We start from the raw sequence: 14,644 nt of genomic DNA, 5'->3' as shown, positions 1-14,644 counted from the left end.
GTTGAGGAAAAATAGAAGCTTTTTGGCAGTTGTGGGGCTGCTTGTCGGAACTATGTCTTTTGCCGGGGGAACAGCTGCGTATTTAAGCAAATCCGCTGGCGAAGTAAAGAATGTTTTTACGGCAGGATCTGTAAAGGCGCAGCTTACAGAAGCCCACTGGGATACGCAAAAAGCGTCAAAGGTTTATCCCGGTCAGAGCCTGGAGAAAGATCCGGTTGTGAAAAATATAGGGGAAAACAGTGCAAATGTTTTTCTGGAGGTAAATGTTCCTATGAGAAGTATAGCTGTTCTGGATGGCAGTACAGGCAGAAAAACAATAAGAGAAAACAGAGAATTGTTTACATTTCAGGCAGACGAGACGAAGTGGGCTCTTCTTTATCAGGAGAAAACCTCGGGAAACAAAAAATATATTTACGGCTATAAAAGTGTTTTGAACCCAGGAGAATCCACTACACCGCTATTTCGAAAAATAGCTGCTGTTTCCTATTTAGAGGGGGAACTGGATGCAAGCGTAAGCTATGATGTACCTGTGATTGCCAGCGTTATTCAGGAACAGGATGGAAGCAAAACCATGAAAGAAATCTATCAGGAATATTTGAAACAGGCTGATATTGACCAGAAGGAGGCGAGGGAATGAGAAAAAGAAATCTGAAAAAAACTATATTGGCCGCGGCTCTGGCTGTGCCTGTAGCGTTCTCCTATCCTGGCTGGGCAGTAAGGGCACAGGAAGATGAGATGGTGTCAACTGAAACGGAAGCGCAGAAAGTAATGCAAGACAATACAGCGCCTGAAGAAGCTGAATGTGAAGAAAATCCTGCTTATGATGAAATGGATGGGGCAGAAACAGATAGTACAGAAACAGACAGTACAGAAGCCAACAGGAATGCTTCAGAAGAGGAGAAATTTTTTCAGAGTGGACTGATTGCAAATGAGGATGGAGAATTTTTGTCTTCTTTGGAGGAATTGGAAACTCCAGAAGAGGATTCCATGTTTTTTCAAGATGGTTTAGAAGTGCTTGAAGATGGCAACACAGATGACTTGATTGATGCATATGTTGCTCCGGAAAATTATGCACAGGAAGGAACTCCTGTAAGAGAAGGAAAGGGCGGTTTTACAGCTGTTGCAAATGGAAGTACTCTTTTCAGCAGCAAATATACAAGACTTGGCTGGAATGCGGATAGCCAGGTTTATTCATGGAACAATGCGGGAAATGACGTTATTTCAGGAATGAAGCAGGGAGCAATGGTAGAGGGACCGTATTTTGTTCCACTTAATAACAATGCAAAAGGAAAATTTGGTTTTCGTGTTACACATGTAGGATACAATAAAGAAGCAAATACGAAGGTAGACCTTCTTCTTACCTGTAATAATTATCAGGATTATACCTACGATTACAAGGGAAATAAAATAACGGGAATTTATCCTATGTTTGGTGTCAGCAATTCAAATGAATTGTGGATCAGCTTTAAGGATGAGCTCTCTGCACAGGAAATCAAAATTGATATTGTAAAAAGCGGTACAGATATTCCGGTTGCAGGCAACTATCGTTTTCGATGGCTGGATATTGATTTGTACCAGAGATTTGGAATCAATCTTCAGAATGGTTCTATAGGACACCGGTATGCGACAACTGATTCTGTAGTAAATGTAGTGAAGAAAACTTTATTTTCCAAAAACTTTGAAGTTCTTACCGCACCGGCACCTGCCGTTGACGGAGAGATTCCGCAAAATACAGTTGTTTATGAGCTGGACAATTCATCCGGCTTCTATCTGGCAATTCTGCGGCCTGGTTGCGGAGCTTATTCTATTGAAACAGCAAGCAGGATCAAAAGTGTATTTGCTGATGTACAGACTGGAACCTGTAAAACGTCTGCCGGACTTAACTGGGATGCGAAAGGCTATGGTCCGGTAGAGTATCCTGGCCTTGTAAAAAAGACTGGAAATACACTGGCTTCCCAGGGAACGTCAAACACCTTGTCTGACAGTACCTCGGAATTTTATTATACCTTGCAGACAGATATCCCGGAAGAGCATTCAGCGTATTATTACAGCTCTTGCGAAGTCAGTGATACCCTGCCGGCAGGAGTCGATTTCGCTGGTTACGCAGCTGTAAAGATGCTGCCTTCAGAGAATGATGTAACCTCATGGTTTAGTATTTCTACAGATGGGGATGTGATAAATTTTCAGGCTACACAGGCAGCATTGTCACAGGCGGACTTTTATGGAAAAACATATGAGTTTCAGATAAAAGTGAGAATGGATCCTACTGAAATAACACCGGTTTACATTGGTGACAGTTACCGTTATGAGGTAAAAAATAAGGCTTCGATTACCTGTCAGCATATAAATGGGCTCGCAGGAACTTCCTGGTCAGATGAAGTGACTACAGATTGTACAAGATATAAAAACAAAGTAGTGAATGCCTCTGTAAAGAAGTATACTGCCAATTTGCAGGATGGGGTATGGAGAGAAGACCTTCTTCTTCCAGGTCCGGACAGTGAGTATAAATATAAACTGAATATAAATGTGCCGGATAATGAATTTGGCGGGTATATGACCAGAATGGAAATTGCAGATACATTGCCTGCGGGAGCAGAATTGACAGCTGCAACAGCGGAGGTTTATGAAAACGGGCAGAACAGAGTGGATGGACGGTTCCAGATATCTGTAAATGGAAAGAACATTACCTTAAAGGCAACAGAAGCTGCTCTTGGTGACAGAGGATTTTATGGGAAATCCTATGATGTGATTTTTAACGCCAGAATGGTACCAGGAGAGATTTCCTGTACTTATAACGGAACTGTAGCTTCTTATGTGACCAGCAATCATTTTACTGTTACGACACAGCATAAAGGAGACTCGCAGGCTGTAACAATTACCTCGAACAATGCTGCAGATAGGGCAAGCGTAAACAGAACCGAACCAAAGAATCCTCAAAAATGGATTCTAAGGGAAAATCAGAGAATAGTTACTGCAGAGTATAATGGCAGAGATTTTGAAAGTGTGTTTGAAATTGTTCAGGAAATTCCTTCCAATAAAAGAGAATGGAAAATTTCCAAATTTAAAATCCAGGATACTTTGGCAGACTGTTTTGAACTGAAAGGGGTTCAGATATATCTTGATCAGACAGTAGAAGCTTCATTTGGCGCTTCTGACAGTGTACGCGGAGATTGGAGTCTGAATGTTGCTGGAAATTCGATTACCTTGTCTTCTGTGGCAGAATTGCCAGAGCGCTGTTATGGAAAATCCGTGCGTCTTTTACTTACTGTTGGATTGAAGAGTAACAGTAACTTACAGCAGTACTATGTAGCAAATCAAAATCCGGATGTACTGGAAGCCCATATATACAATATTGCTACAAGTACTTTTAACTGGATCGGAGGAGAACCTTCTTCCACATCAAAAAATACAGAAAAGACCAGGGTGATTGTAAAGGAAAAAGTTCCAAAAGGTCATATTACTATAAGAAAAGTGGATGAGACAGGAAAGGCACTGCAGAATGGAAAATTTCAGATCACAGCTTTGGAGGACATCCGTTCTGCTTCTGGAAATATTTTGCTGAGAGCTGGGACTGTAGCAGATACTATAGTAACGGATAGAAATGGAACAGCCATTTCAAAAGATATTTATCTTGGAAAATATAAGGTAAGTGAGGTAAGACCACCGGAGGGATATGCAATCAGCCGGCAGGTATTTGAGGCGAATTTAAGCAAAACAGAGCCTGAAAAAGCGATCCTTGTCAGAAATCAGAAAATGCATCTGTACATCAAAAAAGTAACAGAAACGGAAGAAGCAGGAGGAAATCGTCCTCCTATTGAAGGCGTAAAATTCCGTTTATGGGAAAGCAGTGCAAATGCAGATTCGGCGGGAACAACATACACAACAAACAAAAACGGATTAATAAAATTGGAAGGGCTGTCACCTGCAACATATTGTATACAGGAGACAGCAGTACCTGCCGGATATGTTTTAGATAACACAGTTTATAAATTTACTGTGGATGCAAATGGATTGGTAAAGAATGAGCAAGGTTATACAATGGTAATTGAAAACCGTTATATAAAAGCGGAATTTTTAAAGACGGATAAGGTGACAGGTGAAGCTGTTGCAGGAGCTGTTATGCAGTTGACGGATAAAAGCGGAAAAGTGATCGACACCTGGACGTCCGGGAAAACTGCTCATAGGATTAATAAACTGCCAGCCGGAGAATATGTACTTACAGAAATAACAGCTCCTTCCGGTTACAAAAAAGGAAAACCGGTGATTTGTACGGTAAAAAGTACATCTGGAGTTCAGAAGTTCCAGATGACAGATGTGAAGATGGTGACTCTTACAATAAACAAAATTCTTCATGGAGATGAAATTGTCTGGGGACAGGGAAATCCGGCCTTTACATTCACGGTGAAAGGAACAGATCTGGATGGAGAAGAACGTATTTACTCTAAAACTGTGGAATTTACAAAAGAAAACACAGACACCCGGGCAGATGTAAGCAAAAGGGCTGTATTCGCACTTCCGGCAGGGAAATACCAGGTTCAGGAGAGTAAAGTTATGCGGTATAAACTGGAGAAAATTGACCAGGTAGTAAATGGAACTGTACAGGGAAATACTGTTCAGTTTGATCTGTCCGGAAATCAGAATGGGACCGCTTCCTTTACAAACAAGAAAAGCGGAGATGGCTTACTGACAGATACAGATTATGTGCGGAATATTGTTATTCCTGAAAAATGAAAAATGCAGTATAGCAGTACCTGCCAGGTTGCAGCGGCAGGTGCTGCAGCAAAAAATTTTAATTATTTTATATTTTTTGAAAAAATTTGAAAATAAGTGTTGACAACAAGATAACCTTCTGGTAATATAATCAACTGTGAGCGGCAGAAATGCCGGACATGAGAGTGCTGATGTGGCTCAGTCGGTAGAGCGTCGCCTTGGTAAGGCGGAGGTCACGGGTTCGATTCCCGTCATCAGCTCTTTTTAATCCCTGATTATATATCGGGGATTTTTTTGTGGCATAAATTAATATATTCTCATAGATAGGGAGAAAAATCAATATTTTTGTAAGAAAAACTTTTAAAATGCACCTATTTATGATAAGATAAATCATCAAAGAACAGAACATGTTTGAGAAACTATTCCCGATACACATATTAAAGAAAATTTTTTAACATGCTCTGACAGATATTGGAATTTATGCTATAAAAGAGTTGATATCAGGAGGGAGAACCATGGAGAACGAAAAGGTTTCCAAAAATTTTATTGAGAATATCATTGATAAAGACCTGGCAGAAGGAGTTTATGACACCGTTCATACACGTTTTCCGCCAGAGCCAAACGGTTATCTTCATATAGGACATGCCAAATCCATTCTTTTAAATGCCGGACTGGCGAAAGAGTACAATGGTAAATTCAACATGCGTTTTGATGATACCAATCCGACTAAGGAGAAATCTGAGTTTGTTGAGTCCATTAAAGCCGATATCAAATGGCTGGGAGCTGACTGGGAGGACAGACTGTTCTTCGCTTCCGATTATTTCGGACAGATGTATGAAGCCGCAGTAAAATTGATTAAAAAAGGTAAGGCATATGTCTGCGATTTAACTGCGGACCAGATCAGAGAATATCGTGGAACTTTAAAGGAGCCTGGCAAAGAGAGTCCGTATCGCAACAGAACTGTAGAAGAGAATCTTCAGCTTTTTGAAGAGATGAAAGAAGGCAAATATGCTGATGGTGAGAAAGTTCTGAGAGCAAAGATTGACATGGCTTCTCCAAACATGAACATGCGAGATCCGGTTATCTATCGTGTAGCTCATGTAAGCCATCACAGAACAGGAGATACCTGGTGTATTTACCCGATGTATGATTTTGCTCATCCTATTGAGGATGCAATTGAGGGAATTACACATTCCATTTGTACTCTGGAATTTGAAGATCACAGACCATTATATGACTGGGTTGTAAGAGAACTGGAATATCCACATCCTCCGAAGCAGATTGAGTTTGCAAAGCTGTATCTGACGAATGTAGTAACAGGTAAGCGTTATATTAAGAAGCTGGTAGAGAATGGAATTGTTGACGGATGGGATGATCCAAGACTGGTATCTATTTCCGGTTTACGTCGCCGTGGTTACACACCTGAATCTATTCAGAAGTTTGTGGAACTTTGTGGTGTATCCAAAGCTGACAGTTCAGTAGACTATGCAATGCTCGAGTACTGTATCCGTGAGGATCTGAAATTAAAGGCTCCTCGCTATATGGCAGTCCTTGATCCGATCAAACTGATCATTGACAATTATCCGGAAGGACAGGTGGAATATCTGGATGCTCCGAACAATATGGAAAATGAAGCCCTTGGTAGCAGAAAGGTTCCATTTGGAAAGGAACTTTATATTGAAAGAGAAGACTTTATGATCGATCCTCCAAAGAAATACAAACGACTTTTCCTTGGTACGGAAGTTCGTCTTATGAATGCATATTTTGTTACATGCACAGGTTTCGAGGCATTGGATGATGGAACAGTTACTGCTGTACATTGTACTTATGATCCGGAAACAAAGGGCGGAAATGCACCTGACGGACGTAAAGTAAAAGGAACCATTCACTGGGTTGAAGCGTCAAATGCAGGTAAGGTTCCGGTACGTCTTTATGAGAATATCGTAGATGAGGAAAAGGGTGTTTATGATAAAGAGACAGGAGAACTGAATCTGAACCCGAATTCTCTTATAGAGATGTCTGCTTATGTTGAACCAGAGCTTCTGAAAGCCAAAGGACTGGATAGTTACCAGTTTGTAAGAAATGGCTTTTATTGTGCAGACATTCATGATTCCAAAGAAGGAGCACCGGTATTTAACCGTATTGTTTCTCTTAAGAGTTCATTTAAACTTCCAAAAGCGTAAAAGAAACCCCCACGGAAAATTATATTCAAATTGCCGTGGGGGTTTTTGCAATAGAAAATTCTGTTGGAACTTCTTCTTGCAAAGTGAAATCTAAATACTGTCAACGAAAGTGGCAAGCCTGATTGTCACTATTTGTAAAATGTGGAATAATTATGAATTTACCTGCAATTAATCAATGTGGATAGAAGCTTCTTCTTCGTCCTGCTCTTTCTCAGCTTCAGCAAGTTCTTCCTCGAATTTATCTTCATCTTTCGCTGCTTTTTCAAGAGCATCGGCTATAGTATTATCCTGCTCTTCTGCATTTTCAGCAGAATCCTCTTCTGTATCCTCTGAACTTTCTTGTGAATCAGGCTCCTCAGAGCCTTCGGTTTCATCATCTTTTTCATCTTCGGAAGTAGCTTCCCAGGTTACGAAATCTTCGTGGACATCCTTTGCTTCAGGCTGCTCGTCATCTTCCTGCTCATCTTCAAAATCATCTTCAAGGTCAGCTGCCTCTTCCAAAGCATGTCTTTTGGCAAAAGCTGCTGCTACGGCACCGGCTACTGCTGCTGTTGCTGCTCCGAGTGCAACCATTCCCCAATATTTGTTAATCTTAGCCATATTGTCTGCTCCTTTCGGTATTTTCCATCTGTCTAAACAAAGCTTAATGGAGTTGTCTATATTGTAATACTTTTTACGCAAAAAGAAAAGAAAAAAATCGTTGCACCCATATAAATGGAGGGTTATACTGTTAAGACAGAAAAGGAGAGATTATGGAGAAAATTGTTTTAGCTTCGGGGTCCCCACGAAGAAAGGAACTGCTTGCAAGAATCGGTGTGGATTTTTCTGTGGTTGTAAGCAATGGGGAAGAGAACACCAACCTGACAGATCCAGCGGAAACGGTGGAAAAGCTTTCGCAGGATAAAGCAATATCGGTTGCAGACAGACTTGAAAATGAAAGTGAACCTTGTCTGATCATTGGTGCGGATACCGTAGTTGCATTTGAAGGAAAGATTCTTGGAAAGCCGTCAGATGAAGAAGATGCATTAGATACATTGTTAAAACTTCAGGGGAAATCCCATCAGGTCTATACCGGTGTAACTCTTCTTGTAAAAGAACAGGGTATCTGGAAGCCTTATACTTTCAGTGAAAGGACCGATGTTGAATTTTATCCTGTTTCAAGAGAAGAGCTTCTGGAATATATAAAAACAGGGGAGCCTATGGATAAAGCAGGAAGCTATGGAATCCAGGGGAAATTTGGAATTTACGTAAAAGGAATCTGCGGAGACTACAATAATGTGGTTGGGCTTCCTGTAGGAAGACTGATTTATGAACTTAAGAAAATGAAAATCAATATAAGGGGAATGAGAAAATGATAAAAGCATGTATTTTTGATCTGGACGGAACTTTAGCCTACACATTGGATTCCATGGCTGTTGTAGGAAATGAAGTTGTAAGAAAATACGGTTTGAAACCAATGCCTATAGAAAATTACAGATACTATTGCGGAAACGGTGCTGACATGCTGGTGAAAAGACTTCTGGTCGATGCAGGAGATCCGGAATTGCTGCACTATGAGGAAGCAAGAGCGTTATATAGAAAAGAATTTGATAAAGACCCATTTTACAAAATACAGCATTATCCGGGAATGCCGGAAACCTTAAAAGAGTTGAAAAAAAGAGGCGTGAAGCTGGGGGTGTGCTCAAATAAACCACATGAAGCAGCCGTGAAAGTGGTAGAAAGAATGTTTGGGTCTCAGATTTTTGATGCAGTTATGGGACAGAGTGATTCTGTAAGAAAGAAACCAGCACCGGATGGTCCGCTTAAAATCGCGGAGCAGTTTGGAATTAAGCCAGAAGAGTGTATGTATCTGGGAGACTCCGGAACAGACATGCAAACTGGAAAAGCAGCCGGGATGTACACGGTAGGTGTTCTGTGGGGATACAGGGAAAAAGAAGAACTGCTGAAAAATGGAGCGGACTATCTTGTGGATTCTCCAGAGGATATTCTTGATTTATATGAGGAAAAATGCGAAGAGTAAAATTTTGATAATTATTCAGCATGCTCTAAACAGTTATAACTTTTATTATAAAACAGGAGGTCGGAAAAATGTATACAGAGGAGTGTATTCAGACATTTTTGGAAAAACAGGAGCAGCTTTTTGATGAACCGGTTGCAGAAACTTACGAAGAAGCAGAGGAATTCCTGGAGGATTGCATGGCTGTAGTTGCAGATTCTATTGACGAAGTGCGAAAATATCTGTCTGGAATGGGTGCAGATGTGGATGGCATGAGTAATGAAGAATTAGAAGAAGCAAGTGAAGTATTTGCCCTTCCAGATGGAAAATATCTGATTGTGGAGGGATGATCTTTTGAAGCAGAGGTTTGCAGCTGCAGAGTAACTGACTTTCACATAAGGTGATGAAACTGGCGAAAAGGCAGTATGTCCGGTTGGAATTCCGAACAGTTATCGGATAAATTCATATTACATAAGTATAAAATCAGGTTGCTATAATGACACTAAACAAGAGAACATAATGTGTTACTGTTCAGAAGAGAAGATACATCCCATAAGATGTTTTCCGGAGAAAGAAGTGACCAGCAACTATCGCGTTATGGTTCACTGGCAATGTTCCGCGAGGTGTTTTTTGTAAACAAATTTCACAGAAAACCCGAGAATCTGGGCGCGGAATCATGCGGATGCATGATTCCTGTGCAGCGCGAAGTGGTTGCGGTGCGCGGAGCGAACAGTAGCACTGTCACATGCACTGTAAGAATTACAATAAAATAAAAGTGCTTGTGAAAATGTTTAAAATATGTTACAATAATGTTACAGGTCAGCCTAAAAGGGGAATGTAAAGGAGGATGGCATATGAGACCTAGGAAAATTATAGCAATGATTATGACTTTTCTTATGATGCTTTCATTGCTTCCGTCTCTGGTATTTGCGGCAGCAGCACCAGAGGGAGAACTTGGAGGTCAGCTTAAGATTAAGGGAACTGCAGCTGTAGGCTCTGAGCTTAGCGCAGATTATGAAAAGGTTACACCGGAAGGACTTACAGACGATTATGTAACGTTCAGCTGGTCAAGAAAAGTTGGAGATCAGCTTACTGAAGTAGGCACTGAGAAGACCTATAAGCTTGTTGATGAAGATCTTGGAAATAAGATCGAGCTGAAAATTACCGGAAAGGCCGAAATGGGCATAACCGGAGAACTGAAAGTAAATACAGTTGAAATTGTGGCTACACCGGAAGAAGCTCCGGAAGAGACAACAGAGCTTCCAGAGGGAGAGCAGGAGGCTGCACCGGCAGAGGAAACCCCTACTCAGGAGATCGCAGCAGAGGATACACCTGCGGAAGGTTCCCAGACAGATGAGAACACACAGCCGGCTCAGGATGTAGCAGAAGATACACAAACCGAGGAAGTAATTGACATTGGTGCTGATGAACCAACTGATTCTTCCGCTGATGTTATGCAGCCGGCAGATGGACAGGACACAGAGAATTCTGCTGACAATTCCCAGTCTGAGATCACTACAGATGACAGTGTGATTAACATTGGAACAGAAGGCTATCTGGAAGTTCCTGAGAATGGACAGGCTGAGGATGCAAATCAGGGAGCTTCAGCTGAATCCCCTGCCCAGCAGGAACCTGTGTATACAGCAGAAATTGTTGCAGAAAATACTGCAGAAGATGGTACTGCAGTACTTGATTTTGGAACCGTAAATGCAGGCTTCACACAGGAAAATGCAAACTCTTCCATGACTAAGAATGTAACTGTTAAGAATACTGGCAACAGCACTCTTAATTTCAAAGAAATCAGTCCGGAACATTTTATGGTAAAGGATCTGGGTTCTCTTGCGGCTGGAGAATCAGTTGATGCATGGGTTATGCCAAGAGAAGGTACAGCTGTTGGAGAATACAGTGATACGATCACTTATGAAACAGAGGAAGGTGTAAAGGTTTCCTTCATTGCAAAGCTTACAATAGCTGAGCAGAAGCAGGATGATACGAATACAGATCAGCAGCCAGCAGAGAAACCAGCTACACCGGAAACCACCCCGGAAGTGACACCAGAGATAACTCCGGAAGTGACACCGGAAGTAACCCCAGAGGTAACTCCAGAAGTGACACCGGAAGTAACCCCAGAGGTAACTCCGGAAACAACACCGGAAGTAACCCCAGAGGTAACTCCGGAAGTAACACCAGAAGTCACCCCGGAAGTGACTCCGGAGATTACTCCAGCTCCTTCATTTACTACCGACATTTCCGAAGTGAAATTCGACAGTAAAGAAGCTGGTTACAAAGAAGCACCAGCTGCAGTTACAATCAATGTATCCAATACTGGAAATGTGAAATTAACTGGTATTGCTGTAAGTGTAAGCGGAAACGAGTTTACAGTAAGTGCTCCGTCTGCTTCAGAATTAGAGGCAAATGCAAACCAGTCTGTATCCTTTACTGTTGCACCGGCAGTTGGATTGGCAGCAGGAACCTATACACAGACTGTTTCCATTAAGACAGATCAGACAGATTACCTGAATATTCCAGTAAGCTTTACAGTAACAGAAGCTGCTGCCAAGCTTACAGCTGTAGGCAAAGTATCTGATATCAGTCTGGCAAACGGGGTTGAGAAGTCAGCAGCTGGACTGCAGCTTCCATCTACTGTTAAGATTACTACAAACAAGGGCGATATGAATGCCTCTGTAAAATGGGATGTAAAGGGCAGTGCATATAATCAGAACAGTACAGAAGCACAGAAGTTCTCTGTGAAAGGTACTGCTGCTCTTCCAGACGGTGTTACCAATCCGGATAACCTGAGCCTTGTAGTATCTGTTAATGTCACTGTAAGCCGTGGACCGATTGTATCTGATGCAGGGAATAACAGTATCACAGGAATCAGCTCCGATGGAAACTATACTACAGAGACCAAGATTACTTTCACTGCAGTTGGCGCAGGTATGGATATTGAAAATCCGATTAAGGGAGATGTAAGATATCAGCCGCTGAACTGGGAGGTTCTTGAGGCAAGAAGCTGGGACGGCGCACCATATTCTGCAACTTTCCGCATGGGCAAGAATGGAAATTATACTTTGACTGTCACATATAATCAGCAGCAGTTTGATGGAAGCAACTGGGTAAACACTGGAACACAGGATACCAAGCAGGTTAATTTCACTGTAAATGCTGCACCGAATCAGACTCTGACACCGGCTGCAGACAAAACAGATGCAAATCAGAAGAATGCAGTAAAGACCGGGGATAATACTCCAATCCTCCCATTTGTAATTATTCTGATTGTTGCGATTGTCTTAATTGCAGGAATTCTTGTTTACCGCAATAAGAAAAAATAATAGTGGATTCTCAGATAAACAGTAATTGTGAATGAGAGCAGAACGAATGAGGGAGACCAGAAATGGTCTCCCTTCTTTAATAATAATTACTAGGTTACTGTTCACTCCGTGACCAGTAACACGCTTCGCGATGCACAGAAATCATGCATTCGCATGATTTCGCGCTGAGATTCTCGGGTTTTCTGTGAACTTTGTTCACAAAAAAACACCTCGCGGAATGTTACCAGTGAACAGCAATATTACTAGCACTCAATTAAAATGAGTGCTAAATTTTCCTTGACTTTTAGTCAGTTTGGTATTACTATAGTTTGTATAATTAAGAAGACAAAGGAGAGTGAGCTGCATGGCTGAGAAGCATGGTAGTTTATCAATTAACAGTGAAAATATTTTTCCAATTATAAAGAAATGGTTATATTCTGATCACGACATTTTTGCAAGAGAGTTAATCTCCAATGGTTGTGATGCAATTACGAAGCTTAAGAAACTTGATGTTATGGGTGAATACACACTTCCGGATGATTACAAAGCTGAAGTACAAGTTATTGTGAATCCGGAAGAGAAGACTTTGAAGTTTATTGATACAGGTCTTGGTATGACGGCCGATGAAGTTGAAGAGTATATTACACAGATTGCTTTTTCAGGAGCTACTGAGTTTCTTTCCAAATATAAAGATAAGACCACGGATGATCAGATCATCGGTCATTTTGGACTTGGCTTTTATTCAGCATTTATGGTAGCAGATGAAGTTCATATTGATACTCTTTCTTATAAAGAGGGCGCTGCTCCAGTACATTGGACCTGTGATGGTGGTACAGAGTATGATATGCAGGAAGGCAATAAGACTACAGTTGGTACTGAAATTACTCTGTTTTTAAATGATGAGAGTACAGAGTTTTCCAACGAATATCGTATGAGAGAGATTATTGAGAAATATTGTTCTTTCATGCCGGTAAATATCTATCTGTCTAAGGAGAATGCACCGCAGGAGTATGAGACCATTGATGAGGCTGAGCTTCGTGATGATGATGTAATTGTAGAGCGTATCCACGAGGATGCTAAGACTGAGGAGAAAGAGAATGACAAAGGTGAGAAAGAAGTCGTAGAAGTATCTCCTGCGAAAGATAAAGTAAAAATCAACAAACGTCCGGTATCTTTAAGTGATCCGGAGCCATTGTGGATGAAACATCCAAACAGTTGTACAGATGAGGAATATAAAGAGTTTTACCGTAAAGTCTTTATGGATTATAAGGAGCCTTTGTTCTGGATTCATTTGAACATGGACTATCCGTTTAACCTGAAAGGTATTCTGTACTTCCCGAAGATCAATACAGAATATGATTCCATTGAAGGTACGATCAAACTGTACAATAACCAGGTATTTATCGCAGATAACATCAAGGAAGTAATTCCAGAATTTCTGCTTCTTCTGAAAGGTGTAATTGATTGTCCGGATCTTCCACTGAATGTATCCAGATCCGCACTGCAGAACGATGGCTTCGTGAAGAAGATTTCCGAGTATATTACAAAGAAAGTAGCGGACAAGCTTACCGGAATGTGTAAAACAGACCGTGAGTCCTACGAGAAATACTGGGATGATATCAGTCCATTTATCAAATATGGCTGCATTAAGGACAGTAAGTTCTCAGATAAGATGAATGATTATATCCTCTTCAAGAACATTGATGGCAAATATCTGACTCTGAAAGATTGCATCGAAGAGAACAGGAAACCAGAAGCTGAGACTAAGACAGAAGAGACTGTTGAATCCACAGAAGAGAAGAAAGAGGACGGCGCGAAAGACGAGAAAGAGCCTGAGAAGACTACTATCTTCTATGTAACAGATGAGGTTCAGCAGAGTCAGTATATTAACATGTTCCGTGAGGCAAAGAAGGATGCTGTTATTCTGAAACACAATATTGACAGCGCTTTTATTTCCCATCTGGAGCAGAAGGATCAGACTATCCAGTTTAAGAGAATTGATGCAGATCTTACAGAAGAACTGCGTGGAGAGGAAGCTGCTGACGAGGAAACTTCCAAGACTCTTACAGAAGTATTCAGAGGAGCATTGAAGAATGACAAACTGGAAGTGAAGGTTGAGAATCTGAAAAATGAAAAAGTTGCTGCTATGATGACCCTTTCTGAAGAAAGCCGCCGTATGCAGGATATGATGAAGATGTACAATATGTACGGCATGGATCCATCTATGTTTGGCGGTCAGGAAACTCTGGTTCTGAATGCGAAACATCCGCTGGTTCAGTTTGTAGCAGATAACAAGGATTCTGAGAAGACCCCGGTTATTTGCGAGGAACTGTATGATCTTGCTATGCTGAGCCATAAACAGCTTTCACCGGAAGAGATGACCAGATTTGTTCAGAGAAGCAATGAAATTCTGCTTATGCTGACAAAATAAGTTATGACAAAAA

At 41.2% G+C, this 14,644-nt stretch carries 9 protein-coding genes and 1 tRNA gene; 9 read left to right on the top strand and 1 reads right to left on the bottom strand.

Translation table 11 applies throughout. The features are described 5' to 3' along the window. The first annotated feature begins 1 nt into the window (after window position 1). From DW904_RS07770 to DW904_RS07755, 4 genes are all read left to right on the top strand, one after another. A complete protein-coding gene (locus DW904_RS07770) occupies window positions 2-637 on the top strand; it encodes a hypothetical protein (RefSeq protein WP_118579079.1) in 636 nt (211 codons plus the stop codon). Then, window positions 634-4,731: an isopeptide-forming domain-containing fimbrial protein gene (locus DW904_RS07765; RefSeq protein ID WP_118579076.1), complete on the top strand. Its 4,098-nt coding sequence runs from the start codon at window positions 634-636 to the stop codon at window positions 4,729-4,731. The genes DW904_RS07770 and DW904_RS07765 overlap by 4 nt, the downstream gene beginning before the upstream one ends. Window positions 4,732-4,897: 166 nt before the next feature. Then, window positions 4,898-4,970, top strand: a tRNA-Thr gene (locus DW904_RS07760). Window positions 4,971-5,225: 255 nt separating this feature from the next. Beyond that, a complete protein-coding gene (locus DW904_RS07755) occupies window positions 5,226-6,893 on the top strand; it encodes a glutamine--tRNA ligase/YqeY domain fusion protein (RefSeq protein ID WP_118579073.1) in 1,668 nt (555 codons plus the stop codon). Between the two features lie 168 nt (window positions 6,894-7,061). On the opposite strand, the gene DW904_RS07750 is transcribed toward DW904_RS07755, so the two are convergent. Next, a complete protein-coding gene (locus DW904_RS07750) occupies window positions 7,062-7,493 on the bottom strand; it encodes a hypothetical protein (protein WP_118579070.1) in 432 nt (143 codons plus the stop codon). 152 nt (window positions 7,494-7,645) lie between these two features. On the opposite strand from DW904_RS07750, the gene DW904_RS07745 reads away from it, so the two are divergent. The 5 genes from DW904_RS07745 (at window position 7,646) to htpG (ending at window position 14,631) form a co-directional block, all read left to right on the top strand. Further along, window positions 7,646-8,248: a Maf family protein gene (locus tag DW904_RS07745; protein ID WP_118579067.1), complete on the top strand. Its 603-nt coding sequence runs from the start codon at window positions 7,646-7,648 to the stop codon at window positions 8,246-8,248. Next, entirely contained in the window at window positions 8,245-8,913 is a 669-nt protein-coding gene (locus tag DW904_RS07740; protein ID WP_118579064.1) for an HAD family hydrolase, read from the top strand. Before DW904_RS07745 ends, DW904_RS07740 begins: the two co-directional genes overlap by 4 nt. Window positions 8,914-8,981: 68 nt before the next feature. Beyond that, a complete protein-coding gene (locus DW904_RS07735; RefSeq protein WP_118579061.1) occupies window positions 8,982-9,239 on the top strand; it encodes a glyoxalase in 258 nt (85 codons plus the stop codon). Between the two features lie 504 nt (window positions 9,240-9,743). After that, a complete protein-coding gene (locus DW904_RS23745; protein WP_243110340.1) occupies window positions 9,744-12,221 on the top strand; it encodes a hypothetical protein in 2,478 nt (825 codons plus the stop codon). Window positions 12,222-12,564: 343 nt separating this feature from the next. Beyond that, on the top strand, window positions 12,565-14,631 hold the full coding sequence (gene htpG, locus DW904_RS07715; RefSeq protein WP_118579055.1) for a molecular chaperone HtpG: 2,067 nt from the start codon (window positions 12,565-12,567) through the stop codon (window positions 14,629-14,631). Window positions 14,632-14,644: the final 13 nt, after the last annotated feature.

Source organism: Ruminococcus sp. AM42-11 (assembly GCF_003480145.1).
Taxonomy (GTDB): domain Bacteria; phylum Bacillota; class Clostridia; order Lachnospirales; family Lachnospiraceae; genus Blautia_A; species Blautia_A faecis.
The sequence above is the reverse complement of the archived record's forward strand: the minus strand, read 5'-3'. Positions and strand labels throughout refer to the sequence as shown.